At 60.2% G+C, this 25,247-nt stretch carries 26 protein-coding genes; 15 read left to right on the top strand and 11 right to left on the bottom strand.

Annotation, left to right across the window (positions count from 1 at the left end; translation table 11 throughout):
• Positions 1 to 141: 141 nt before the first annotated feature.
• The 8 genes from hslR to BN1135_RS21000 all read left to right on the top strand — a co-directional run bounded on the left by hslR (position 142) and on the right by BN1135_RS21000 (position 7,672).
• Positions 142 to 540 carry a ribosome-associated heat shock protein Hsp15 gene (hslR, locus tag BN1135_RS21035; RefSeq protein WP_042024636.1) on the top strand — a complete coding sequence of 133 codons (399 nt, stop codon included), beginning with the start codon at positions 142 to 144 and terminating at the stop codon, positions 538 to 540.
• A 91-nt stretch (positions 541 to 631) separates the two neighbouring features.
• Positions 632 to 1,516: an Hsp33 family molecular chaperone HslO gene (hslO, locus tag BN1135_RS21030; protein WP_042024634.1), complete on the top strand. Its 885-nt coding sequence runs from the start codon at positions 632 to 634 to the stop codon at positions 1,514 to 1,516.
• Positions 1,517 to 1,665: 149 nt separating this feature from the next.
• A complete protein-coding gene (pckA, locus tag BN1135_RS21025; protein ID WP_042024633.1) occupies positions 1,666 to 3,291 on the top strand; it encodes a phosphoenolpyruvate carboxykinase (ATP) in 1,626 nt (541 codons plus the stop codon).
• A 204-nt stretch (positions 3,292 to 3,495) separates the two neighbouring features.
• On the top strand, positions 3,496 to 4,161 hold the full coding sequence (locus BN1135_RS21020) for a GntR family transcriptional regulator (RefSeq protein ID WP_042024632.1): 666 nt from the start codon (positions 3,496 to 3,498) through the stop codon (positions 4,159 to 4,161).
• 33 nt (positions 4,162 to 4,194) lie between these two features.
• Positions 4,195 to 5,997 carry an aminopeptidase P family protein gene (locus tag BN1135_RS21015; protein WP_042024631.1) on the top strand — a complete coding sequence of 601 codons (1,803 nt, stop codon included), beginning with the start codon at positions 4,195 to 4,197 and terminating at the stop codon, positions 5,995 to 5,997.
• A gap of 87 nt (positions 5,998 to 6,084) precedes the next feature.
• The gene (locus BN1135_RS21010; protein WP_042024655.1) at positions 6,085 to 6,495 is read left to right on the top strand and encodes a nitrous oxide-stimulated promoter family protein; all 411 of its coding nucleotides are present in this window, start codon (positions 6,085 to 6,087) and stop codon (positions 6,493 to 6,495) included.
• A gap of 113 nt (positions 6,496 to 6,608) precedes the next feature.
• The gene (locus BN1135_RS21005) at positions 6,609 to 7,094 is read left to right on the top strand and encodes a GNAT family N-acetyltransferase (protein ID WP_042024630.1); all 486 of its coding nucleotides are present in this window, start codon (positions 6,609 to 6,611) and stop codon (positions 7,092 to 7,094) included.
• Positions 7,095 to 7,204: 110 nt separating this feature from the next.
• Complete coding sequence (locus BN1135_RS21000) at positions 7,205 to 7,672, top strand: outer membrane lipoprotein (protein WP_042024629.1); 468 nt, start codon at positions 7,205 to 7,207, stop codon at positions 7,670 to 7,672.
• 70 nt (positions 7,673 to 7,742) lie between these two features.
• On the opposite strand, the gene amt is transcribed toward BN1135_RS21000, so the two are convergent.
• The gene (gene amt, locus BN1135_RS20995; RefSeq protein ID WP_042024628.1) at positions 7,743 to 9,170 is read right to left on the bottom strand and encodes an ammonium transporter; all 1,428 of its coding nucleotides are present in this window, start codon (positions 9,168 to 9,170) and stop codon (positions 7,743 to 7,745) included.
• 505 nt (positions 9,171 to 9,675) lie between these two features.
• Between amt and BN1135_RS20990 the strand changes: the two genes are divergently transcribed.
• Positions 9,676 to 10,599: a GGDEF domain-containing protein gene (locus BN1135_RS20990; RefSeq protein WP_042024627.1), complete on the top strand. Its 924-nt coding sequence runs from the start codon at positions 9,676 to 9,678 to the stop codon at positions 10,597 to 10,599.
• 91 nt (positions 10,600 to 10,690) lie between these two features.
• On the opposite strand, the gene BN1135_RS20985 is transcribed toward BN1135_RS20990, so the two are convergent.
• Complete coding sequence (locus BN1135_RS20985) at positions 10,691 to 11,314, bottom strand: outer membrane beta-barrel protein (RefSeq protein WP_042024654.1); 624 nt, start codon at positions 11,312 to 11,314, stop codon at positions 10,691 to 10,693.
• A 252-nt stretch (positions 11,315 to 11,566) separates the two neighbouring features.
• Between BN1135_RS20985 and BN1135_RS20980 the strand changes: the two genes are divergently transcribed.
• Positions 11,567 to 12,205 carry an exopolysaccharide biosynthesis protein gene (locus tag BN1135_RS20980; RefSeq protein WP_042024626.1) on the top strand — a complete coding sequence of 213 codons (639 nt, stop codon included), beginning with the start codon at positions 11,567 to 11,569 and terminating at the stop codon, positions 12,203 to 12,205.
• A 66-nt stretch (positions 12,206 to 12,271) separates the two neighbouring features.
• Here BN1135_RS20980 and BN1135_RS20975 read toward each other — a convergent pair whose 3' ends face one another.
• The 3 genes from BN1135_RS20975 to BN1135_RS20970 all read right to left on the bottom strand — a co-directional run bounded on the left by BN1135_RS20975 (position 12,272) and on the right by BN1135_RS20970 (position 14,908).
• Positions 12,272 to 13,546 (bottom strand): amino acid permease, encoded by a 1,275-nt coding sequence (locus tag BN1135_RS20975; RefSeq protein ID WP_042024625.1) that lies wholly within the window; start codon positions 13,544 to 13,546, stop codon positions 12,272 to 12,274.
• Positions 13,543 to 13,932 (bottom strand): hypothetical protein, encoded by a 390-nt coding sequence (locus tag BN1135_RS22320; RefSeq protein ID WP_139245158.1) that lies wholly within the window; start codon positions 13,930 to 13,932, stop codon positions 13,543 to 13,545. The genes BN1135_RS20975 and BN1135_RS22320 overlap by 4 nt, the downstream gene beginning before the upstream one ends.
• A gap of 85 nt (positions 13,933 to 14,017) precedes the next feature.
• Positions 14,018 to 14,908, bottom strand: a complete 891-nt coding sequence (locus BN1135_RS20970) for a sensor domain-containing diguanylate cyclase (protein ID WP_042024621.1) — start codon at positions 14,906 to 14,908, stop codon at positions 14,018 to 14,020.
• Positions 14,909 to 15,257: 349 nt separating this feature from the next.
• On the opposite strand from BN1135_RS20970, the gene BN1135_RS20965 reads away from it, so the two are divergent.
• The 4 genes from BN1135_RS20965 to BN1135_RS22315 all read left to right on the top strand — a co-directional run bounded on the left by BN1135_RS20965 (position 15,258) and on the right by BN1135_RS22315 (position 17,709).
• The gene (locus BN1135_RS20965) at positions 15,258 to 15,575 is read left to right on the top strand and encodes a DUF6968 family protein (protein WP_042024620.1); all 318 of its coding nucleotides are present in this window, start codon (positions 15,258 to 15,260) and stop codon (positions 15,573 to 15,575) included.
• A 23-nt stretch (positions 15,576 to 15,598) separates the two neighbouring features.
• Positions 15,599 to 16,234 (top strand): Vat family streptogramin A O-acetyltransferase, encoded by a 636-nt coding sequence (locus BN1135_RS20960; RefSeq protein ID WP_042024618.1) that lies wholly within the window; start codon positions 15,599 to 15,601, stop codon positions 16,232 to 16,234.
• A 28-nt stretch (positions 16,235 to 16,262) separates the two neighbouring features.
• On the top strand, positions 16,263 to 16,676 hold the full coding sequence (locus tag BN1135_RS20955; protein ID WP_042024615.1) for a GNAT family N-acetyltransferase: 414 nt from the start codon (positions 16,263 to 16,265) through the stop codon (positions 16,674 to 16,676).
• A 301-nt stretch (positions 16,677 to 16,977) separates the two neighbouring features.
• The gene (locus BN1135_RS22315; RefSeq protein ID WP_175479102.1) at positions 16,978 to 17,709 is read left to right on the top strand and encodes a DUF5677 domain-containing protein; all 732 of its coding nucleotides are present in this window, start codon (positions 16,978 to 16,980) and stop codon (positions 17,707 to 17,709) included.
• 532 nt (positions 17,710 to 18,241) lie between these two features.
• Here BN1135_RS22315 and thiH read toward each other — a convergent pair.
• The 6 genes from thiH to thiC form a co-directional block, all read right to left on the bottom strand.
• A complete protein-coding gene (thiH, locus tag BN1135_RS20950) occupies positions 18,242 to 19,471 on the bottom strand; it encodes a 2-iminoacetate synthase ThiH (RefSeq protein ID WP_042024612.1) in 1,230 nt (409 codons plus the stop codon).
• 32 nt (positions 19,472 to 19,503) lie between these two features.
• The gene (locus tag BN1135_RS20945) at positions 19,504 to 20,271 is read right to left on the bottom strand and encodes a thiazole synthase (RefSeq protein WP_042024610.1); all 768 of its coding nucleotides are present in this window, start codon (positions 20,269 to 20,271) and stop codon (positions 19,504 to 19,506) included.
• Positions 20,272 to 20,356: 85 nt separating this feature from the next.
• Positions 20,357 to 20,563, bottom strand: coding sequence for a sulfur carrier protein ThiS (gene thiS / locus BN1135_RS20940; protein ID WP_042024608.1), 207 nt, complete (start codon positions 20,561 to 20,563; stop codon positions 20,357 to 20,359).
• Positions 20,560 to 21,354 (bottom strand): HesA/MoeB/ThiF family protein, encoded by a 795-nt coding sequence (locus tag BN1135_RS20935; RefSeq protein WP_042024606.1) that lies wholly within the window; start codon positions 21,352 to 21,354, stop codon positions 20,560 to 20,562. Before BN1135_RS20935 ends, thiS begins: the two co-directional genes overlap by 4 nt.
• Positions 21,344 to 22,951, bottom strand: a complete 1,608-nt coding sequence (gene thiE, locus BN1135_RS20930) for a thiamine phosphate synthase (protein ID WP_042024604.1) — start codon at positions 22,949 to 22,951, stop codon at positions 21,344 to 21,346. Before thiE ends, BN1135_RS20935 begins: the two co-directional genes overlap by 11 nt.
• Entirely contained in the window at positions 22,948 to 24,963 is a 2,016-nt protein-coding gene (thiC, locus tag BN1135_RS20925; RefSeq protein ID WP_042024602.1) for a phosphomethylpyrimidine synthase ThiC, read from the bottom strand. Before thiC ends, thiE begins: the two co-directional genes overlap by 4 nt.
• A 63-nt stretch (positions 24,964 to 25,026) precedes the next feature.
• Here thiC and BN1135_RS22310 point away from each other — a divergent pair, with 63 nt between their 5' ends.
• Positions 25,027 to 25,182 carry a hypothetical protein gene (locus BN1135_RS22310; RefSeq protein ID WP_189987104.1) on the top strand — a complete coding sequence of 52 codons (156 nt, stop codon included), beginning with the start codon at positions 25,027 to 25,029 and terminating at the stop codon, positions 25,180 to 25,182.
• Positions 25,183 to 25,247 lie beyond the last annotated feature (65 nt).

The following is a 25,247-nucleotide window of genomic DNA, read 5'->3' as shown; positions in this document are numbered from 1 at the left end:
CCCTTGTGAATCAATATACTGCCCATATGTAGCAGCACATGGGCATAGGTTGCCCACCCGCGCGGCTGCCACCCGGTTGCTATCCCGGCCCCGGCCTCTGATATAATCGATACCCACTTTTCCCCGTTATGGAGCCTGTTCATGCCCAATCATGCAGAAAGTACCCTTGAGGTTCGTCTCGACAAGTGGCTGTGGGCAGCCCGTTTCTACAAGACCCGCTCCGTGGCGCGGGATCAGATTGACGGGGGCAAGGTGCACTACAATGGTCAGCGCAGCAAACCGGGCAAACAGGTGGAAGTGGGGGCACTGATCCGCCTCTGGCAGGGTCAGGATGAACGGACAGTGCGGGTGCTGGCCATTAGCGAGCAACGCAAATCGGCCCCGCTTGCCCAGTTACTCTATGAAGAGACCGCCGAGAGCCTGAAAAAGCGGGCAGAGAACAGTGAAGCCCGCCGTTTCAACAGCCAGTTTGCCCCCAGCCCCGAGCGTCGCCCCGACAAGCAGGAGCGACGCCAGCTGATCAAGGTCAAGCAGTACTGACCTGACCCCGTTAACACAAGGCTGATGAGGCACCCTGCGGTCACTCGCCAGCCGAACCGATTTACCTCACCGAACAATCCAGGAATCAATGATGAGTAACCAAGATCTGCTGTATCGCTATCTGTTTGAAGAGTACGAAGTGCGTGGCGAGCTGGTCCAGCTGGATCACACCTACCGCCATGTAGTGGAAGCCCAGAGCTACCCGGTACAGGTACAAAAACTGCTGGGTGAGCTGCTGGTAGCCACCAGCCTGCTGACCGCCACCCTCAAGTTTGAAGGCTCCATCACGGTGCAACTGCAGGGCGACGGCCCGGTGCGTCTGGCCGTTATCAACGGTGATAACAACCTGCAATTGCGTGGCGTGGCCCGTTTTGAGGGCGAGTTGCCGAGCGATGGCAAGCTACAGAGCCTGATCGGCAACGGCCAACTGGTCATCACCATCACCCCGGAGCAGGGCGAACGCTATCAGGGCATCATAGCGCTGGACGCCGACACCCTGGCAGGCTGCCTGGAGCGCTACTTCGAGCAATCCGAACAGCTGGCCACCAAGTTGTGGATCCGCACTGGCTACCATGAGGGTGAACCCCGCGCAGCCGGTATCCTGCTGCAAGCCTTGCCTGCCCAGAACGAAGACCACAGCCATGATTTCGAGCACCTGACCCAGCTCACCAGCACCATCAAGGATGAAGAGCTGTTCGGCCTGCAGGCAGAAGAGATCCTCTACCGTCTCTACCACCAGGACAAGGTGCGGGTATTCGACCCGCAGGCGGTCGAGTTCCGTTGCACTTGCTCCCGCGAGCGCTGTGAAGGGGCTCTGCTGCAGATCGAAAAGGAAGAGGCGATGGCGATGGTGCAGGAACTCGGCAAAATCGATATGCACTGTGACTACTGCGGTGCCCAGTACCAATTTAATGGGATCGATGTCGAAACCCTGTTCAGTAGCACTCCTGGTAATGATGCAAACAAGTTACACTAATTAAAGGCGGGCAAAACCCGCCTTTAACTTTAATAACAAAAATACGCCATATTTTATAAACTTTGATGGTGATCGCTAAACTCTACCACCTAAGTGATAGGATGGCTCTCAGATAGAACCCTACACACCTCTGAACCCAGGAGAATAAAATGACAATCGTGGCAGAACCCACCCTGGCCCAACAATTAGGACTGGACCAGTACGGCATCAAAAACAGCCAAGAGATCGTTCGCAACCCCTCTTACGACCAGCTTTTCGCCGAAGAGACACGTTCTGACCTGGAAGGGTTCGAGCGCGGTGTCGTCACCGAGATGGGCGCAGTCAACGTGAACACCGGGATCTTCACCGGTCGCTCACCAAAAGATAAATATATCGTCAAAGATGCCACTACCCAGGATACTGTGTGGTGGTCTGACCAGGGTAAGAATGATAACAAAGCCATTAGCCCGGCTGTGTGGTCAGATCTGAAAGCTCTGGTGACCCAGCAGCTCTCCGGCAAGCGGCTGTTTGTGATCGACGGTTTCTGCGGCGCCAACCCGGATACCCGGCTGGCGGTGCGTATCATCACCGAGGTGGCCTGGCAGGCACACTTCGTGAAAAACATGTTCATTCGCCCGAGCGATGACGAGCTGAAAACCTTCAAGCCCGACTTCGTGGTAATGAACGGTGCCAAGTGCACCAACCCGAACTGGAAGGAGCAGGGTCTCAACTCCGAGAACTTTGTTGCCTTCAACATGACCGAGAAGATGCAGCTCATCGGTGGCACCTGGTACGGTGGCGAGATGAAGAAGGGCATGTTCTCGATGATGAACTACTTCCTGCCCCTGCGCGGCATTGCCTCCATGCACTGCTCTGCCAACGTGGGTCAGGACGGCGATGTTGCCATCTTCTTCGGCCTCTCCGGCACCGGCAAAACCACCCTGTCTACCGATCCCAAGCGCGCGCTTATCGGTGATGACGAGCACGGCTGGGATGACCACGGCGTGTTCAACTTCGAGGGTGGCTGCTACGCCAAGACCATCAAGCTGTCTGAAGAGGCAGAGCCGGACATCTACCACGCCATCCGTCGTGATGCGCTGCTGGAGAACGTGACCGTTGCTGCCGATGGCACCATCGACTTTGATGATGGCTCCAAGACCGAGAACACTCGCGTCTCCTACCCCATCTATCACATCGAGAACATCGTCAAGCCGGTCTCCAAGGCGGGTCATGCCAACAAGGTGATCTTCCTGACTGCCGACGCCTTCGGCGTGCTGCCCCCGGTCTCCAAGCTGACCAAGGAGCAGACCAAGTACCACTTCCTGTCTGGCTTCACCGCCAAACTGGCCGGTACCGAGCGCGGCATCACCGAGCCGACTCCGACCTTCTCCTCCTGCTTCGGCGCAGCCTTCCTCTCCCTGCACCCGACCAAGTACGGTCAGGAGCTGGTGAAGCGGATGGAAGCCGCAGGGGCAGATGCCTATCTGGTCAACACCGGCTGGAACGGCACCGGCAAGCGCATCTCCATCAAGGATACCCGCGCCATCATCGACGCCATCCTGGATGGCTCCATCGAGAAGGCCGAGACCAAGGTGCTGCCAATCTTCAATCTGGAAGTGCCGACCGCACTGCACGATGTGAATCCGGCCATCCTCGACCCTCGCGACACTTACGCCAACAAGGCCGAGTGGGATGCCAAGGCTCAGGATCTGGCCCAGCGCTTCATCAAAAACTTCGAGCGTTTCACCGATAACGACGAAGGCAAGCGTCTGATCGCCGCCGGTCCGCAGTTGTAACGGACTCGCTTCGCGCAAGTTCGCGTAAGAGAGATGATGCCGGTCAGCCTTGCTGACCGGCATTTTTGTTATGGTGCCCCGCTATTTTCGTGACCAAGCCCCGACCGGGCGCGCCACCAACCTTGCCTTGCCACACCGGGCGGGGTAGATTCAGCCAAACTCGCTCCTATCGACCATGTTGCAACGCCCAATCGTGACCCGACCATGACTCCCCCCTATCAGACTCGCACCCAGATGGTGATGGAAAACCTCCGCGGCAGGATCCTCCGTGGGGAGTTCCCCGCCGGCGCCCCGCTGCGACAAGATGCCATTGCCAAAGAGCTGGCGGTGAGCCGCATTCCGGTGCGTGAAGCCCTGATGCAGCTGGAGGCGCAGGGGCTGGTAAAATTCGAGGCCCATCGCGGCGCCGTGGTCACCATGCTGGACGCCTCGGCCATCGACGAGCTCTTTTATTTGCGAGCACTGCTGGAAGCCGATACCCTGTTTCACGCCGTCGACAAGATGACAGAAGCCACCTTCGCCCAAGCGGAGACGATCCTCACCCAGTTTGATCACGCCCTGGAGTCAGGCACCCAGATCGAACATTGGGCCGAGTTGAACCACAGCTTTCACGCCACCCTCTATCAGGCAGCCGGTCGCCCTCAGGCACTTGAACTGATCGCCCAGATCAATCTGAGCTGTGACCGCTATGTCCGCTTCGAGCTGCTGTTTGCCCAAGGCGGAGTGGACAAGGCGGAGCGTGAACACGCCCAACTGCTGGAGTTGTGCCGCGCCCGGCGCAAGCACGAGGCGGTGGTACTGCTCAAACAACATATCGAAGCCGCAGGCCAGTCGATCAAACGGATCCTGGATAGCGGCCATCAAAACTGAACACTCATATAGCAACCATCTGGCACTAACGACATGATTAATTTCGAGATAATTGAAACCCGCGTCGCCCAAGTCAGGGCCGAGCTGGCCATGCAGGAGTTGGACGCATTTATTGTCCCCCACGATGATGAACACCTCGGCGAGTACATCCCCGCCTATGCCGAGCGACTTGACTGGATCACCGGTTTCAACGGCTCTGCCGGGGTGGCCATCATCATGGCGCAGCGGGCAGCCCTCTTTGTCGATGGTCGCTATACGGTACAGGCGCGGATGCAAACCCCCGCCGAGCTGTTCGAATTTCTCCACCTGAACAACGATCCCCATGTGCAATGGCTGGCCGAGCAACTGCCGTCGGGCTCCCGGGTTGGCTTCGATGCCCGCCTGCACAGCCTGACCTGGTACAACAACGCCAAAGCCGTGCTGGCCGATCGCGGTATCGAGCTGATCCGTATCGAGCAGAACCCCATCGATCAGCACTGGTGCGATCGCCCCGAGCCGACCAAAACTCCGGTCATCCTCTACAGCGAGGAGCTGGCAGGGCAATCGAGCCAGGCCAAACGGGAATTGCTGGCCGCCGATCTGCGCAAGCGCGGGCTGGATGCGGTGCTATTGACCCAGGCCGAGCCGATCAACTGGCTGCTCAATCTGCGTGGCCGTGACATCGAACGGCTGCCGGTGGTGCTGGGCTTTGCGGTGCTCTACGCCAACACCACCATGGATTTTTTCGTCGATGCCGACAAGATCGACTGCTTCGCCTTCAGCCAGCACGTGGGGCAGGATGTCTCTGTTTACCCCATCGACAAGCTGGGAGACGTGCTGCGGCGCATCGGTGAAGATCAGCAGAAGGTGCTGGCCGATCCCGACAGCGCCAACGCCTGGACCCAGCTCATCATGGAAGAGGCGGGCGCCATTCTGGTGGCAGGCCAAGACCCGACCATGCTGCCGAAAGCCTGCAAAAACGCGGTAGAGCTGACCGGCATGCGCGCCGCTCACCTGCGCGATGGCGTGGCCATGACCCGCTTCCTCGCCTGGCTGGATCGACTGATCGCCTCCGGCGAGTTCGAGGGGGTGGATGAAGGCACCCTGGCCGATCAGGTGGAAGCGTTCCGCCGCGAGCAGGAGCACTACGTCGAGCCAAGCTTCGATACCATCTCAGCGCTCGGCCCCAACGCCGCCATGTGCCACTACCACCATACCAATGGCACCCCCCGTGCGTTTGGTCAGGACAGCCTCTACCTGCTGGACTCCGGTGCGCAATATATGGATGGCACCACCGACATCACCCGCACCATCAAGGTGGGTGAGGTGAGCGACGAGCAGAAAGCGATGTTTACCCGGGTACTGCAGGGTCATATCGCACTGGATCAGGCCCGCTTCCCCCGCGGCACCGCAGGTATCCAGCTCGACGTGCTAGCCCGCATGCCGCTGTGGCAAGCCGGTTACAACTACGACCACGGCACAGGTCATGGCGTCGGCCACTTCCTGAGCGTCCACGAAGGGCCGCAACGCATTGCACCGAAAGGGAGCATGGTCGCCCTGCAACCGGGCATGGTGCTCTCCAACGAGCCGGGCTACTACCGGGAAGATGGTTTTGGCATCCGCTGTGAAAACCTGGTAATAGTGACCGAGCTGGAACAGGTTGGCGAACTGCCGATGCTGGGCTTCGAGCGGCTGACCTACGTGCCGTTCGATACTCGCCTGATCGACCGCAGCTTGCTGAGTCAGGCAGAGTTTCGCTGGATCAACGATTACCATATCGAGGTGTTCCGCCGCCTGAGCCCGCTGCTCGAGGGCGAGGATCTCGCCTGGCTGGAACAAGCGACCAGTCTCATCTGATAACACAGGGCCTGCGGGCCCTGTTTTTTGTCCCCCCTTTTGACCTGTATCAACACCCTCACGAAACAGGTCAGGACAATGGCAGCCATGAAAAGTCATCATGTCAGCCCAGCAAGGGGCCCACACGCCGCAATCAGCAAAAAGGCGAGTGACCACCCCAGACTCATGCGCGAGAAAAAGACCGTCAGCGCCATGATCCGCCTTTACTGCCAGCACCATCATCAGGATCCCCACTGCCGCCATTGTCGTCAGTTGCGGGAGTTCGCCCATCAGCGGCTCAATCGTTGTCGTTACGGCCACGGCCACGGCCATAAACCCACCTGCGCCAACTGCAATATCCACTGCTACGCCCCGGCGATGCGCAAACAGATCCAGCAGGTGATGAAGTGGAGCGGCCCGCGCATGTTGCTGCGCCACCCCTGGCTCGCTATCCGCCACCTGCTCGATGGCTGGCGCAAGGCCCCAAAACTGCCCCATAGCCGACCCCTTCCCCCCTGAGCGCCAGCCCCTTGCATCCGGCAGGGGATGACCACTACCCTGTGACTTCTTTTGCGCCGTTGACCTTGGAGTCAGCGGCCCTAACCGCCCCTCTTGCTGCCGATGGAGTCCTGATGCACCACAACCCGCCCCTGCTACGTACCGCCACCCACAATGACATGCACGCCATCTGGCAGATCGATGCCAAGGTCTTTGGCGACGACGTCTATCCCGCCTTCTTCTTCCGTCAGGCGATGGACTTGTGGCCCGAGCTGCTGCTGGTCGCCGAATACGAGGGAGAGCTGGTGGGTTATGTGCTGGGTGGCTTTGGTCAGGAGCGGTCGCAAGGCTGGGTGCTGTCGCTGGCGGTGCTGCCAGAAGCGCGCGGTTTCGGCCTCGCGGAGCGGATGATGCGCCAGATGGAGGTAAACCAGCAGGCGTTACAGATCAGCACGTTGCGACTCACCGTTGATCCCGCCAATCCGGCCCAGCGCCTCTACTACCGGCTCGGTTACACATTGCAGGAGGAGGTAGCCGACTATTTTGGCCCCGGAGAAGACCGCCTGCTGCTGGTCAAAACCCTCTCCGGTACAGCTGCGATTCAAGGACAAAACCGGTAACAGAACGCATAATTGGTTACATTTTGCCGATTTCATGTGTGACAAGGTTGGAGTAGAGTTCAGCTCATCAACCGGATTGTTCAAATTCCATGCAGCCCAGGAGGCTCACCATGTTGAAGCGTATGACCCTTATTGCCCTGCTGGCCGCAACCACCATCACGGGTTGTGCCAATAGCGACGTTTACTCCGGCGATGTCTACACCAAAGACCGTGCCAAACAGGTGCAGACCGTCAGTTACGGCACCATCATCTCTACCCGCCCGGTGAAGATCCAGGCCGATGAGAACTCCCTGATGGGCACCATCGGCGGCGCCGTGGTCGGCGGCCTGCTGGGTAGCACCATAGGTGGCGGTACCGGACGCGATATCGCAGCCGCAGGCGGCGCCATCGCCGGTGCGGCGGCAGGCAACGCCGTCGGCAACAAGATGAATCAGGTCGACGGCGTCGAACTGGAGATCAAGAAAGAGAATGGTGAAGCCATAGTGGTAGTGCAGAAAGCCAGCCCCACCTTCACCCCGGGCGCGCGCGTTCGCATGACCCAGGGCAATGGCAGCATCAACGTGGCCGTCGTGAACTAAACGCGCCACCGCTCGCGAGCCATAAAAAAACCGCCGGAATCGGCGGTTTTTTGTTGTCTGGCGCTCGGGGTTACATGCTGTAAGCCTTCTCGCCGTGGGAGGTCACATCCAGCCCTTCCCGCTCGGCATCGCCGTTCACCCGCAACCCGACCAGCATGTCGACCGCCTTGAAGGCAATCGCCGCCACCGCACCGGACCAGAGGATGGTGACACCCACCCCGATGGCCTGGATCTTCACCTGAGTCAGGATGGAGTAACCCTCGGCAACCTGATTGGTGACATAGTCCCATACCCCGGTGCCGCCCAGATCCGGGCTGGCAAATACACCGGTCAGCAGGGCACCGAGAATGCCGCACACTCCGTGCAAACCAAACACATCGAGACTGTCATCGGCCCCCAGCAAACGCTTGAGACCGTGCACGCCCCACAGACCCGCCACGCCACTGATAAGACCCATCACCAAAGCACCGCCGACCCCGACGAAACCGGCCGCCGGGGTAATCATCACCAGACCGGACACCGCGCCAGAGGCCGCACCCAGCAGGGAGGGACGGCCTTTCATCACCCACTCGGCCAGAGTCCAGGAGAGCGCCGCCGCAGCCGGCGCTACCCAGGTGTTGATAAAGGCGAGTGCGGCGATTCCGTTGGCTTCCAGCGCGGAGCCAGCGTTGAAACCAAACCAGCCAAACCAGAGCAGGGAGGCGCCGATCATGGTCATGGTCAGGCTGTGGGGGGTCATGGGATCACGACCGTAGCCCAGACGCTTGCCCACCAGATAGGCCCCTACCAGACCCGCCACGGCGGCGTTGATATGCACCACGGTGCCGCCGGCAAAATCGAGCGCACCATGCTGGAACAGATAACCGGCCGTTGCGGTCGCCGTCGCGGCAGCCTCGGCGCTGGTATAGGCATCTGGGCCTGCCCAGTACCACACCATGTGAGCCAGCGGGATGTAGGCAAAGGTGAACCAGATCACTGAGAAGAGCAGCACGGCGGCGAACTTGATGCGCTCGGCAAAGGCCCCCACGATGAGGCCACAGGTGATAGCAGCAAAGGCCCCCTGAAACACCACATAGATCAGCTCGCTGATGCCAACGCCCTTACTGAAAGTGGCTGCGATGGAGTCAGGCGTGACCCCCTTGAGCAGCACCTTGCTGAAGGAACCGTAGATGCTGTTGCCCTCGGTAAAAGCCAGCGAATAGCCGTAGATCACCCACAGCACGCAGATGAGGCAGAACAGGGTAAACACCTGCATCAGCACGCTCAGCATGTTTTTGGCCCGCACCAGGCCACCGTAGAAGAGTGCCAGACCGGGGATCGACATCAGGATCACCAGCGCCGCCGACAGCAGCATCCAGGTATTGTCACCCTTGTTGATTGTCATGGCGGCAACCGGTGCCACCGCAGTCTGTACCTGAGCGACCTCTTCGGCCCAACTTGGGGTCGCCAGTAACGTCATCAATATCGGCAGACCCGCCATCATCCATTTTTTGACCATAGAGCACTCTCCTTCCCTGTCGTACCGGTACAAGACCGGCTCCGTTTCCCTGATTGAATCTGTGGCAAGCCGCAAGGTGTTGCTGCGACCCGCCTGAATCACACCCGTGCCCGGCACGGGGATGTCTCTTGCCACTTCACATCACTGCGTCTGCCGCTGATGACCGCAAGAGACCGTCTGATATGTAAAAAGCATAAAGCGGGCCATAAATTTAAATCCTTTAAAATCATAAAATTAACTATCGACGAAACCCCGCTTGCACCAACATGGCGCGCTGACTGCGCCAACCTGCCCAAGGCCGCCCTGTCACAGGGCAGGCAATAACGTGCGCACCAGAAGTGCGCAAACCCGGAGCCAGCCCACAAGCTGATGCCATTACCATCGCACTGCCCGGGTCAGCTCGTTTACACTGTCAGGCCCGTCACTTGCTGTTATCTGCCCAAGGCACACCATTACGCGAGCCCTTGGTTGCAAGGTGATGGCAAGCCCACATCCGAGGAACCCCATGCAGTTCGATCGTCTCGACATCAGCCTCTCCCACTACCGTCATCTCGACCGGGAGCATCGCGCCCACATCGCGCTGCTGGGGATAGCGATGCTGGCCATCATGGCCCTGCATCTGTTGCTGCTGCCCCACTTCCCCTACGAGCGCTTTTACGCCGTCAGCTTTGGCTTCGAGGTGATCAACTGGTTCACCATGCTGTTCCTGTTCTGGGTGGTACAGTGCGCCCATCTGCCCGCCAAGACCTACCGCCTGCTATCCTGCGGCCTGATGTTGTGGATCATGGGGGCCACCGCCGACATCATGGATGAAATCGTGCAGCAACCGCTCTGGCTCGCCATCTACGCCGAGGATCTGCTGCGATCCAGCGGCATTCTGCTCAGCAGCATCGGCATCCTGAGCACCATGCACCACCTCTTTCATATCAATGCCCAGCTCAGACAACAGGCGCTGTTTGACGATCTGACCCGCCTGCCAAACCGGCGCTACTTTCATCAGCAGTTGTTTCTGGAGCGGGGGGTTTACCATGCCCTCATCCTGCTGGATCTGGATCACTTCAAGGGGATCAATGACAACTACGGCCACGATATCGGGGATTGGGTGCTGCAGCAGTTTGGCGAGCTGTTGCAGCAACACTGCCCGCCCGGGGCGCTGGCGGCCCGCATTGGTGGTGAGGAGTTCGTCCTGCTGCTGCCCGTCGCCAACGAAGCACAATTGCAGCAACTGGCCAGCACACTGCTGGCGGCGACCCGCACCATAGCCCCCGATCCGGCCAGACCCCTGACGGTCAGTCTGGGGGTGGGGATCCGTGAACCCAAGGAGCCGGCGGTCTCGCTGTTCAAGCGGGTGGATCAGGCGCTCTATGGCGCCAAAGAGGCTGGCAGAAACTGCGCAGTGTGGGCTACTCCGACTACGCATGGAGAGTGAAGAGCTGGCGGTTGATTGCCGGTCACAGCGTCACATAGCGGATGAAAAAGGGGCCTAACGGCCCCTTACTCATGGGTGTAATACGACCCGTTTAAAAGCGGAAGGTGAGACCGATATTGGCCTGCCACTGGGTCACCAGCTCCCCGCGCACCTTGAACACGCACTGCTCCGGGTTGCAGAGAAACTGGTTGCTGTCGTTGACCAGCGAGCCATAGCCGCGCACCTCGGCTCGCAGCGCCAGATGCTCGGTCAGCCGGGGTTGTACCCCGAGCGCCAGTGACATGGAGGGCATCACCTCGCTGTCGTAAGCGGCAAAACGAGTCACCCCGATCCCGGCACCGATATAGGGCGCCATCAGGTTGTCAGAGAGGGTCAGCGCACCGGCAAAGTGCAGGGTATCCACCGTCAGGCGATCCGGCTGATCGGGAGAGAGGGTGGTGGACTGGTGGCTGTAGAGCAGCTCAATCATGCCGGGATCATCCACCTCCTTGCTGATAAAGAGGCCCCAGCTGCCGGAGCGCTGCCCTTGCAGTGAATCGAGCGAGGTCGAGCGCGATACCGGCTCCACCACATCGTCGCTCTTCTCGAAATCGATGGCTGAGCTGTAGCCAAAAAACGGCGTCAGCTGCCAACCTGATGTGGTCGCGGCCTCGCTACTCCAGGCCTGCCCCAGTGGCAGCAACAGCCCCACTATCGCTATCCCGGCTCTCTTCATCATCATCCCCTGCTCCCTGTGTGATTGTTCAGAAAGCATACCAGCTTCATTCTGCGCCACTCCTAAACGGCGGCTGTACCGGATCACATTCATGGCACGACTGCCCCACCGCTGTTGCGGCACCAGACCCGTGCAACAACCGCCGTTATGCGCCAGCCGCCACCATTCATCGGCGGTTAACCTCTGCCACGTATGCTGGCGAAAAATCGGGTCATCGGGGCCCGCCATCACCACTCAGAAGGACATCAGGGAATGGTTGCCGCGCAACTTCACGACCCCCAAACCACCCTCGCGGATACCCTGCGGGCCACCGCGCACGCCATCGACGAGAGCCACGTCAGCCTGCGCCAGATGCTGGAACTGGTGGGCGAGCAGGGAATGCTGCTGTTCTGCGTGCTGCTCACAGTGCCTTTCCTGCTGCCGGTCTCCATCCCCGGGGTCAGCACCCCGTTCGGCCTGCTGATCCTCTTTATCGGCATCGGCATCACCCTCAACCGGGTGCCCTGGTTGCCCGCCATACTGATGGAGCGCCGCTTCGCTGCCGACCAGCTCAAACCGACCCTGCACAAGGGGGCGGATCTGCTGGCCCGGGTCGATCGCTTTATCCGCCCGCGTCTGCTGTTGCTGACCGGCAGCAGCGCGGTTAACCGCTGCAACGGCCTGCTGATCATGCTGGCCGCCCTGTTGCTGATGCTGCCCCTTGGCGCCATCCCCTTCACCAATGCCATGCCCGCCTGGGCCATTCTGCTGCTCTGCACCGGCATGTTGCAGCGAGATGGCCTGTTCGTCGCCAGCGGCTACCTGCTGGTGGGGGCCACGCTGGTCTGGTTCAGCGTGCTGGCATTCGGCTTGTTAATGGCGGGCCAGAGCGCCAGCGGCCTGCTCGGCTAACCCCGACGCACAGAAAAAGGGCGACCAGATGGTCGCCCTTTTTGATTTGTGCGGGATACCGCCCGGTCAAAGCAGATCGTAGATAAGGGCCGAGATGGCAAGCAGCCCCATCACCAACACAAAAAGGGTGCTCGGCCCGCGATAGCGCTTGAGTGCGGGCAAGCGATAGATGGAGCAGGCTGGCAGCAGAAACAGGATCACCGCGATCAGCGGGCCACTGACGCGCTCGATGATGTCGAGCACATTGGGGTTCAGATAGGTGATGACGGCGGTCACCATAAACAGGATCACCGACGACACCCGGGCTATGGTCGACTCCCTGAGGGAGAGCCCCAGCCCCTGACAGGCACCGCTCACCATGCTCACTGTCCCCTCGCTCACCCCCATGGAAGTGCCGAGGAAAGATTTGGACATAGCCAGAATGGCGATGAGCGGCCCCACATAGGCGATCAGCGGGTTGGAGAACTTGTTCGCCAGCGCCGACAGCACAGAGATATTGTCGGTGCGGGCCAGCGCCATCTCCGCCTGACTCAGGCTCATCACGCAGCTCACCACGAAAAAGAGCACGCTGCCGCAAATCAGCAGGCTGCTGTATTTGATGATCCGCTTGGCGCGCAGGTCGGCACTCTCCTGACAGCGCTTTTTCTGCGCCGCGCTGAAGGAGGAAATAATGGGCGCATGGCTGAAGGAGAACACCATCACCGGCACGATCAGCCAGAGGGATTTCCAGAACGCCGGATCACGCCACTCCACCGCCTGACTCTCGCTGAAGTAGGAGAGGCTCCACTGGGGCAGCAGGTAGATAGAGAGGCCAATCAGGAAGGCGACCATCGGCAACGCCAGCACGCTGATGGCAGACACCACGATCTGCTTACCGGCCAACAGGATCAGATGCAGGCCCAGCATCACCCCCACAACCAGCAAGCCGCGCGGCAGTTCGGCGTTGCCCAGCTGGTGGACCACGAAGCTCTGGATCGCATTGGTGATGGAGATGCTGTAGACCAGAATGATGGGGTAGAAGGCCATCAGATAGACCAGCATCAGCAGCTTGCCTGCTTTGGCACCGAAGTGCTCCTCCACCACATGGGTGATGTCCCCTTCCCGATGGGAACTGGAGAGCACAAAGCGGCTCAATGCCCGATGGGAATAATAAGAGAGCGGAAAAGCCAGCAATAAAATAAACAGCAAAATAACTGGGGAATTACTGCCAACAGTAATAGGGAGAAATAACGTACCAGCACCGACAGCAGTGGCATATAAGCCCATGGTCCATACCGAATCGCTTTTCTCCCATTTCAATTTTGAAACAGGGGTACTCTTTTCAGCAATAGAAACACTCATTGCAATATATACCTTATTAGTCTGTCATCATTATTTTTATTGGCCCGAATAACAGGCTGGAGATATGTCGTTGCATATCGCCCTGCACATGGAAAAACAACGCCGCCAGCGGCCAACAGGGCCACCGGAGGGAAACGGAGCTGCCACGCTACCATCGTTGAAATCGCTATCCGGGTCAAGGTTAATAATTCATGACTGTTTGAATCGGATTGTTTCAAAAGACAACGAGATGTATCACATTCGTCATCCAAAACCCGATTCAAGCCTGTTTGATAACATACCGATAAAACCTCATCCTGTTGCCCAACAACACAAATAAGACCAGCGATCAGGCCAATAATATTAACACCATAGCCAGTGGAATATGAGTGAAATAATACGGCCAACTTTTCCACTCATTGACAGTGATATCAGCCAAATTATTGATGGCAAAAAGACAGGTCATTTTTGCCAATAACAGGGCCGAGAGGCTCAGCGTGCCGGGCCGTGTGCCACCCGGTTGCGCCCTGCCCGTTTGGCCCGGTAGAGCCACTCGTCGGCCCGAGCCAGCGCCTGATTGATCTCCTCCTCCGGCGGCACCAGGGTAGTGCCCAGACTGACCGTCATGGCGACCGGATCGGCAGGCAGCGCCTCGACGGCCGCGCGGATCTTCTCCGCCATCTGCAGCAAACCGGCTTCATCAGTCCGTGGCAGCAGGATCAGAAACTCCTCGCCGCCGCTGCGCACCAAGAGGTCGTCCGCCCGCAACAGGGTATCGATACAGCCACTGAAGCGCTGCAAGGCCAGATCTCCCTGCTGATGACCGTAACGATCGTTGATCTGCTTGAAGTGATCGATGTCGAGCATGATAAGGCCGCAGGGCGCTTCCCCTGCCCGCAACTGCTGGCAGTGCTCGAAGAAAAAACGACGGTTGTAGAGGCCGGTCAGCTGGTCGGTTTCGCTCTGGCGCTGCAACCGCTGCTGCAACTCGAACTGACGGGTGATATTGCGGGTCACCCAGGCTACCACCCGCTTGCCGTCGTAGAGGGAGGGCAGCGGCGCAATCTTGCCCTCGAAACGCTGCACCCCTTGCGGCCCGACGGCGGCATTGATCCCCCCCACCTCGGTTGCGGCCAGCTCATACTCCACCACCTGCACCTGACCGCTGGCCAGCGACTCGGCCACTTGCGCCTTGACCCACATGGCCATCTCGGGCGGCAGCACATCGGCCAGCTGCTTGCCCGCCAGCGGATTGCCGTCGTGGTAGGATTGCTGCTCCATACCGCCGATATATTCCATGTAATAGCCATCTTCACTGAGGATAAAGATGGGATCTGGCAGCTGGGCCATCACTTCATAAAGCTGGGTTATCGAAAGCGCCACGGAGACTCCTGTACTTCAGCGTCAAACAGGGGGGAGACATTCTGCCTCAAGAGGACTCAACTGCCCTCATCGACACAGATGGTTAATTTACCGCCACAGCCAACAATCCTTTACATCTAGCAGCCCGCGAGCGTCCCGGCCAACAAGGTTTGCCAGCACGCCCCGCCTCCCGACCCCACGCTCGCACTCTGCTGCGCAAGCGCCCTCACCCGGTCGCGGATATCTCATTGTTTCAACTCATAAGTTCATTTACGCTGGCCCTCCTGAGCCTAAATTTTCACCTCATCAGCCATCAGGGACGCCAGCCACCCGCAACCGCAGGGGCTGTACCACGGAAAGGAATCGCCAGATGAAAAACGCCATCGTCACCGCCCGCTTCGACGCCATCAGCACCGAAGGGGAACAGCTCATCCTCAAGATCGCCATCAAGGCCCCCGAGCCGGACCCCAAGTCCGCCAGCGGTGACTGGCGCTGCAAGGTGAAGCTGGCGGGGCTCAGCGACAAGACCTTTATCTACGGCGTCGACAGCCTGCAGGCCCTGAGCCTCGCCATCAAATTTGTCGAAACCGAACTGCGCGCCTTCTCCGATGCGGGCTGGCAATTCTATCTGCCCGGCTGCCCCGACCACCCCATCGACATGAGCGCCTGCTACTTCCCGACGCTCTAGCCCGACCAATCCAAGGAGCCCGGATGCACGGACCCGATCCCGCCAATCCCCACCCCATGAACGGCTTCCCCCAGGTGTGCTTTATCAAGAACACCATCAAGGGGCCCAATATCGAGGTGGGTGACTACACCTATTACGACGACCCGGAGGATTCGGCGGGCTTTGAGCGCAACGTCCTCTACCACTTCCCCTTCATCGGCGACAAGCTGATCATCGGCAAGTTCTGCGCCATCGCCCGCGGGGTGAAGTTCATCATGAATGGCGCCAACCACCAGACCTCCGGCTTCTCCACCTACCCCTTCTTTATCTTCGGCAACGGCTGGGAGAGCGCCGCACCAGCCCCGGGCAGCCTGCCCTACAAGGGGGATACCGTGATCGGCAACGATGTCTGGATTGGCTATGAGGCCCTGATCATGCCGGGGGTAAAAGTCGGTAACGGCGCCATTATCGCCGCCCGCTCCGTGGTCACCGGCGACGTGCCCGCCTATGCCGTGGTCGGCGGCAACCCCGCCAAAGTGATCCGCTACCGCTTTGCCGACGACACCATCGCCCGTCTCAACGCCATCGCCTGGTGGGACTGGCCGGTAGAGCAGATCAGCCGCAACCTGCCGCTTATAAGCGGCGGCGAGATAGCCGCGCTGGAAGCGGCTGCCCGCTAGAGACAACCACCATCAAGCAGGAAGCACTATGCAACTCACCCCACCCCAACCGCCTCAGGATGATGAGATCGACGCGCTGCGCATTGGTCTCTCGGGCTACAACAAGGATCACGCCGGCACCCATCTGCGCGAGCGGATCGCCAGCTTTATCAAGGATAAAGAGGGCAAGGTACACGGCGGCATCATCGCCGACATCAAGTGGGGCTGGCTGCATGTCGACTGGCTCTGGATCGACGAAAGCATCCGCCGCGATGGCTGGGGCGGCCGCCTGCTGGGCACCATGGAGCAGTACGCCCGAAGCAAGGGCATCACCAACTACCATCTGGAAACCACCAGTTTTCAGGCCCTCCCCTTCTATCAGAAGCAGGGTTACGAGGTCTTTGGCCAGCTGCCCGATATGCCGCCGGGACATATCAGTTATTTCCTGCGGAAGATGATGTGATGAGTTGCCAAAATCATCAGAACACGTGCTTCGCTGCTGAGAAATAGATAAGCGAGAAATGCTAATGTAGGCTATTGCACCATCATAATATTTGGGGCTACAGCCGGAAACTGCCCCTTTGTAGGCGAAATAAGTCAGCCAAGACTTAAAACTTAACAGTGAAGGAAAATTCATTAAACTTAACAACGTGCAACATGATATAAAATTAAAGATAGATATACTTTCAAGTTAAACACTATGCAACCACCGAAAAAAACAACTCTAAAATTGCATCATTTTATATATTACAGAGGTCAGCCAAGTGAAAAATTCAACCATTGATGATTATTGCTTCAAGCTACAAGAAATTTATAATTCAAATTCATTCATGTTGGAACGAAATGATGATTTTGGTTTTTTCCTCATTTGCTACATGTATAAACTAGATTTGCACATGAATTCTATACGTAAACTATCTCCCTCACCAGACGTACAGCTGATCGCTCGCTCCATGATTGAAACACTAATACAAATGTTGTGGGTAGCACATAGCCCTGTTCAACGAGCTTCAAAGTGGCGGCAATATATATTTGTAGAAGACTGGATGAAATTGAAAGACCTTATACTTAAAGGAAAAGATATTTCAGTGGAGGAACAGCACTCTATTAATAGCGGATATGCAGCCATCAAAGACAGATACCTAACAGGCAAAGGTGACAAAACACATAATAACTGGAAATGTGGAGTGACAATTCGCGATATGGCGAGTACTGTAAAAGCCGATGAATTGCACTCAATATTATACTCCAATCTATCTGATTGGGTTCATGGTGGCCCTAGCTCATTTTCACATATGGTGACGTTTACTTCAGAGATGACATTGAACATACAAAACAACGCACCCAATCACATTTTAACGTCTAGTTTCAGTATTGCTTTTCAATGCGTGTATCAAGCACTTTTTATTTGCTCTCAACATTTTTATTTAGGATTGGAAAAGTCGCTTCAATCTATATACGAACAATATATTAATGATATGTCACAAGAAAAATAGCACCGTAACTTATAGCTACCGTTGGATTCAATTAACGAAGTGAATTGCGTCCTATGATTCCTCTGAAGTTATGGCGGGCACGGTTTTGGCTCCCCCTCCAATCCGCCGAGGGGAAGGGGCAAGGGCAGGAGCGCCATCAGGGATGATGGCGCAGACGCAGCCGGCACAGGGATGTGCCGTCTGCGGCGATCCGTCCGACCTGGCACCTGACCCGAGGGAAACCGCGTAGCGGTCGGATTGGCGGGGGTGGCCTTTCTTTTGGTGACTTTTCTTTGGCCACGCAAAGAAAAGTTACTCGCCCAAGCCCGAAGGGCGGGCGAAACCCCTTCGAGGCCAGCGGCCTCGCGTCCTGCACGGCAAAGCCGTGCCACCACACAACGGCCCCTGCCGCCAACGCCATACCTCGGAACGGACGATTACGCCTACCGGCTAATCGACCCTACGATTGCACGACGCGGCCGTGCCTGCTTGCCACAGGCACAGAGTCTGGCTGGACGCCGGGATGCCACCGGCAAGAGGGGCGTGGCCGCCCCTATCGGCCCAAGAAGGGCTCCCAATCCTTAAACACCGGCTGCAACCCGGCCTGCCGCACGGCGGCGGCCACCTCCCCCACAGGGCGGTCGTCGTGGATGGCGAACTGCTCCAGCTCCTCTGCATCCCCCTCGGCATAGCCACCCGGCTGGGTGCGCGACTCGGCCGACATCTGGGTGATGCCAAGGCGCACCGCACCGTTGCGAAAGGTGGCCGACTCGCGGGTGGAGAGGGACAAATCCAGCGTTGGCGAGAAGAGGCGCCAGGCACAGATAAGCTGGGCCAACTGGCGATCCGACATGACCACGGCAGGCTCCAGCCCGCCGGTGCAGGGGCGCAGGCGCGGGAAGGAGAGCGAATAGCGGCTCTGCCAGTGGTGGCGCTCAAGCCAGCTCAGATGCTCGGCGACAAAGTAGCTGTCGGCGCGCCAGTCCGAGGAGAGGCCGATCAGCGCCCCCAAGCCGATTTTGTCGATACCGGCGCGGCCCAGCCGATCCGGCGTGGCGAGGCGCCACCCTATGTCACGCTTGTTGCCGCGCAGATGGTGGCGGGCATAGGTGGGGGCGTGGTAGGTCTCCTGATAGACCATGACGGTGTCGAGGCCGAGAGTCTTCAGCTCGGCATAGTCGGCTTGCGAGAGGGGCTGCACCTCCATCGCTACCGTGCTGAAATGGCGGCGGATGATGGGCATCACCTCGCGAAAATAGGCGAGCCCCACCTTGTGCTCGTGCTCGCCGGTCACCAGCAGCACGCTGTCGAAACCCCGCGCCTTGATGGCCAGACACTCGCGCTCTATCTCTTCGTTATTCAAGGTCTTGCGCTTGAGGCGGTTGCTCATGGAGAAGCCGCAGTAGGTGCAGTCGTTGGCGCACAGGTTCGACAGATAGAGCGGCACATAGAAGCCGATGGTGTTGCCAAAACGCTGGCGGGTCAGCCGCTCGGCCTCGGCCGCCATTTGCGGCAGATACGCCTCGGCGGCTGGCGAGATCAACGCCATAAAGTCGGCCAGGGTGCGGCGGGGGGCACTCAGGGCGCGTGCCACATCGGCGGCGGTTTTGGTGCGGATCTGCATGCCGATATCGTCCCACTCAAGCTCCTGCCAGCGGTCGAGAAAGGAGGGTTCCGCATCCTTCGATTCAAACTCCCTAACCCCCGGAGCCCTCACCCCCAGCCCCTCTCCCAAAGGGAGAGGGGGGCGAACACTTGGCTGATCGTGTGGCACAGAGCCCATAGCCGAGGCATCTATCTCCTCTAAATCCTGGCTCATAACGCCCCCAGAAAATCGGTCAGCGGGCTGGAGGCTTGCGCCTGTAGGGCGCGGGTGCCGAGACCTGCCTCATAGGCACTGCGACCGGCAGTGCAGGCCAGCGCAAAGGCGCGGCCCATGGCGATCGGGTCGCCGCTGACTGCAATGGCGGTATTGACCAGCACGGCGTCGGCTCCCAGCTCAAAGGCGGCGGCGGCGTGGCTCGGCGCACCGATCCCCGCATCCACCACCACAGGCACATTGGCCTGCTCGATGATGATGGCGAGAAACTCCCGGGTCACCAGCCCCTGATTCGAACCAATCGGCGCACCGAGCGGCATCACGGCGGCGCAGCCCACCTCTTCCAGCCGCTTGCAAAGCACGGGGTCGGCGCCGCAGTAGGGCAGTACCACAAAGCCCTCTTTCACCAGCTGCTCGGCGGCTTTCAGCGTCTCGATGGGATCGGGCAGCAGATAACGGGGATCGGGGTGGATCTCCAGCTTCAGCCAGTTTGTTCCCAGCGCCTCGCGGGCGAGGTGGGCGGCAAATACCGCCTCGGCGGCGGTCTTGGCGCCGGAGGTGTTGGGCAGCAGCTTGACCCCGAGTTTCAGCAAGGGGCTGAGGATATCGTCGTAGGCCTTGCCCGGTTCAAGCCGCTTGATGGCCATGGTTACCAGCTGGGAGCCGCTCGCCTCGATGGCAGCGGCCATCAGATCCGGGCGGGCAAACTTACCGGTGCCGGTAAAGAGGCGTGAGGAGAAGGTGTGATCGGCAATTGTCAGCATGTCAGCCTCCGGCCACTGCGGTAAGAAGAGGTGAGGCCCCGCCGCAAGGCAGCACGCTCGAAGATGAGACTGCGAGTTTCATGGGTTAGCCTCCGGCAATAGCGGTGAAGAGGTGAAGTTCATCCCCGTCATTGAGACGAGTCTCGGCCCAGCGGCCTCGGGGCAGCACGGCGCCGTTAAGGGCTATAGCCACTCCCTGTGGATTAACTTCTTGCGCCGCCAGCAGGTCGGCCACGCTCTGCCCTGCCGCCAGCGGCTGGGCTTTATCGTTGAGTCGAATGGTCAAGGTCATGGGGTGATCTCCTTATCGTGTGTCGGGCATCGGCGCTGCCCGCAGACCGGGCAATCGGGGTCGGGGGCCAGAGTGAGGGTCTGCCATTGATGAGCCAGGGCATCGAAGCGGCGCAATGTGCCGGCGACCGGGCTCGGCATCCCGAGCAGCAGTTTCAATGCCTCCAGCGCCTGCAAAGAGCCCATCACTCCGACCAATGGGCCGGTTACGCCGCTGGTTTCGCAGCTCTGGCTCACCTTGGTATCCAGCGGATAGAGGCAGGCGTAGCAGGCGTGCCCCGAGCTGGTGCGCGCCATCAGCTGCCCCTGCCAACCCACTGCGGCGGCGGAGATCCAGGGCATGCCCTGCGCCACGCAGGCGGCGTTGATGGCCTGCCGGGTGGCGAGGTTGTCGCAGCAGTCGATCACCAGATCTACCTCGGCCACAAACTCCGGCAGGCTGGCGGCATCGAGCCGCTGGTTGATGGCAATCAGCTCCACCAACGGGTTGTGGGCGGCCAAGCGCTCGCGGGCCAGCTCCGCCTTGGAGTGGTTGACTGCCTCGCTATCGAACAGGATCTGGCGCGGCAAGTTGCTGGAATCGACCGTATCGCCATCGGCCAGCCACAAGGTGCCCACCCCAGCCCCGGCCAGATAAAGGGCGAGCGGCGAGCCAAGCCCGCCGAGGCCGACGATCAGCACCGATTTATCCTTGAGCCGCGCCTGACCAGCCTCCCCCACTTCCGCCAGCATCAGCTGGCGGCCGTATCGCAGATACTCTTTGTCACTAAGAGACGCCTCATCAGAGCGCATGTTCTGCCTCCCGTATAACGGTGGCCGAGCGCGGCTCATCCCCCGCCCCCACGGCAGCGAGCAGCCGCTCGGTCGCCCCCTGCCAGTCGTCGCTGGCGGTAATGGCTGACACCAGCGCGATACTGCCGACCCCGCTTGCCTTGACCGCCGCCACCCGCTCCTCGCTGATGCCGCCGATGGCCACAGTGGGCCACTCCGCCATCAGGGCGCGGTAGCGATGCAGCCGCACCAGCCCCTGCGGGCGCGAAGGCATCGCCTTGGTGTTGGTCGGGAAGATATGGCCGAGTGCGATATAGGAGGGGGCCAGCTCGCGGGCCCGCATCAGCTCGAAGTAGCCGTGGGTGGAGATGCCAAGGCGCAGCCCGGCCCCCTGAATGGCGGCGAGATCGGCTGTCTCCATATCCTCCTGCCCCAGATGCACGCCCCAAGCGCCCGCCTCGATGGCCTGCTGCCAGTAGTCGTTGATAAAGAGCCGCGCCCCATGACGGCGACCGAGTTCAACCGCATCACGGATGGCCGGTGCCACCTCTGCGGCAGGCAGATTCTTGATCCGCAGTTGAATAGTCTTGACCCCCTGCCCCAGCAGGCGGCGCAGCCACTTGACCGAATCCACCACCGGATAGAGGCCGAGGTTGTGCTCGGTCGTGGCAAAAGGGCCATCCGGCAGGCGGGCGGCACTCGCTTCATAAAGTCCGAAGCGACGATCGAGCTTTGATCCCGCCAGCACAGCGCGGGGGAAATGGGCAAGACTGCTCGGCCAGCCAAGATGGGCGATGGGGCCCGGGCCTGCGCCCACCCCCTGCGCCGCCGCTAGCCCCTGTTGCAGGTAGGCGCGAGCGAGGGTGATGGCATCCTCCACCGGATAATCCTGCGCCACCACGGCGGCGATGGCGCTGGCGTAGCAGCAACCGGTGCCGTGGCCGTGGCGGGTATCGAGGCGCGGCGCCGCCAGCCAAAATTCGCGGGTCTCGTCCTGGTAGTAGTCGAGGCAGAGCTCGCCGCTCCACTCCAGATGCCCCCCCTTGACCAGCACGGCGCGAGCGCCGAGTTCGCGCAGGCGGCGGGCGGCAAGGCGCACCAGCTCTGGGCTGCTGACCGGCAAGCCGGTCAGGGCCTCCAGCTCGGGGCCGTTGGGGGTGATCAAGGAGAGGCGCGGCAACAGCTGTTCACGCACCGCCTCCAGCATATTGGGCTCCGCCATCGGGGTGCCGGTGCTGGCGATGGCCACTGGGTCGTAGACCACGAAGGGAGCATCGATGTTCGCCAATCGGCGGGCCAGCACCTCCACATGGAGCCGGGTCGGCAGCAGGCCGATCTTGATGGCAGCGGGCGGCAGATCGACGCCGAGGGCGTCGATCTGGGCGGTGAAGGTCTGCATCAGTACAGGGTCGACCATCTTCACCGCCACCGAGTTCTGGGCGGTGATGGCGGTGATGACCGAGCAACCGTGCACGCCAAGGTCGTGCAGGGTGTGCAAGTCGGCCTGAATACCGGCGCCGCCGCCGGAGTCGGAACCGGCGATGGTCCAGACCACAGGTAGCGAGTCGGTCACGGGCGACAGATCGGCGGGGCTGACAGCCCCGCTTGCGCTGCTCACGCCTCCTCCCCTGCGGCCTGTTTCAGCGCCGCCGCCTGATGGTAGATCTCGCCGCCGGTCTCCTTGAAGGTCTCGGCCATCCGGGCCATGCCGCTCTCTACCTGAGCCACTACCTGCTCCTGTTGGCCATCCATGCCGACCAGCTTGATTTCGACTGCCTCAAGCTTCGCCGCGTAATCGCGCACGTCCTGGGTGATCTTCATGGAGCAGAACTTGGGCCCGCACATGGAGCAGAAGTGAGCCACCTTGCCGGACTCCTGCGGCAGGGTCTCGTCGTGGTAGGCGCGAGCGGTGTCGGGGTCGAGGGCCAGATTGAACTGATCCTCCCAGCGAAACTCGAAGCGCGCCTTGGACATGGCGTTGTCGCGGATCTGGGCGCCCGGGTGACCCTTGGCCAGATCGGCGGCGTGAGCGGCGATCTTGTAGGTAATCAGCCCCTGCTTCACATCCTCTTTGTTGGGCAGGCCCAGATGCTCCTTGGGGGTGACGTAGCAGAGCATGGCGCAGCCATACCAGCCGATCAGCGCGGCGCCGATGCCAGAGGTGAAGTGATCGTAACCCGGCGCGATATCGGTGGTGAGCGGGCCCAGCGTATAGAAAGGCGCCTCGTGGCAGTGCTCCAGCTGCTCGGTCATGTTGCGCTCGATCATGTGCATAGGCACGTGACCCGGCCCCTCGATCATCACCTGCACGTCGTACTCCCAGGCGATTTTGGTCAGCTCGCCCAGGGTGCGCAGCTCGGCGAACTGGGCCTCGTCGTTGGCGTCATAGACGGAGCCAGGACGCAGACCGTCGCCCAGCGACAGGGCCACGTCATAGGCGGCGCAGATCTCGCAGATGTCGCGGAAGTGCTGGTAGAGGAAGTTCTCCTTGTGGTGGGAGAGGCACCACTTGGCCATGATGCTGCCGCCGCGCGACACGATGCCGGTGAGGCGCTTGGCGGTCATCGGTACGAAGCGAAGCAGGACGCCGGCGTGGATGGTGAAGTAGTCCACCCCCTGCTCGGCTTGTTCGAGCAGAGTGTCGCGGAACAGCGCCCAGGTGAGGTCTTCGGCAATGCCGTTGGTCTTCTCCAGCGCCTGATAGATGGGCACTGTACCGATGGGCACCGGGCTGTTGCGCAGGATCCATTCGCGGGTCTCGTGGATGTAGCGGCCGGTGGAGAGATCCATCACGGTGTCGGCGCCCCAGCGGGTGGACCAGACCAGCTTCTCCACCTCCTCCTCGATGCTGGAGGTGACCGCCGAGTTGCCGATGTTGGCGTTGATCTTCACCAGGAAGTTGCGGCCGATGATCATCGGCTCCGCTTCCGGGTGGTTGATGTTGCTGGGGATGATGGCGCGACCGGCGGCCACCTCATCGCGCACAAATTCGGGGGTGATGTTCTGGGGCAGGCGGGCACCGAAATCGCGGCCCGGATGCTGGGTGCGCAAGAGCTCGGAGCGCACCCGCTCGCGCCCCATGTTCTCGCGAATGGCGATAAATTCCATCTCGGGAGTGACGATCCCGGCACGAGCGTAGTGCAGCTGGGTGACCCGGCGACCCGGCTTGGCGCGGCGCGGCTTATGTTGCAAAGAGTTCAAGTGATCGAAGCGCAGGTGATCCAGCCCCTCGTCGGCCAGACGCTCCTGAGTGAAGGTGGAGCTGAGACCCGGCAGGGCGTCAGTATCATCCCGCTCCAGCACCCAGTTCTCCCGCAAGCGTGGCAGGCCGCGGCGCACATCGATGGCGACCCCCTCCTCCCCGTAACGGCCAGAAGTGTCATAGACCGGGATCGGTTCGTTGGGCTCGAACTGGGGAGCGTCCTTATCGCCACTGACAGGGCCGCCGACGAAGGTGTCGGCCAGCTGGATCTCCCGCAGCGGGACACGAATATCGGGGCGGGAGCCTTCGATAAAGATGCGGCGGGAGTTGGGGTGAGCCATCCCCTTGAGGCTGTCGATAAAGGCCTGGGCGCTGGAGCGCTGCTCGCGGCGGCTGGATTTGGTGGTATCAGATACAGAAGTAGACATAGCAAAACTCACATTAACTGGTTGAAGTTATGGGTGTTTGCTTGTCTGGAGTTCGAGGAGAAGATGAACTTGCGGCAGGGTGTTTATCTCAGGAGGGAGTGCGCGCGGGATGGAACTCCGCTCTGCTGTGCTGCCACTTCCCGCTCTCTGCGCGCGGTGGGCAAGGCGCCCCACGTGCTGGACAACCGGATGGGACAGACTCCCTCCTGTGCGCCCTGACCCATCTCGGGTGATCCCTTCGATGAGCGGGGGCTCTGCTCTCTGTAGCGTGACGCCCCCGGCGC

This window comes from Aeromonas sobria, from assembly GCF_000820145.1.
GTDB classification, from domain to species: Bacteria; Pseudomonadota; Gammaproteobacteria; order Enterobacterales; family Aeromonadaceae; genus Aeromonas; species Aeromonas sobria.
The sequence above is the reverse complement of the archived record's forward strand: the minus strand, read 5'-3'. Positions and strand labels throughout refer to the sequence as shown.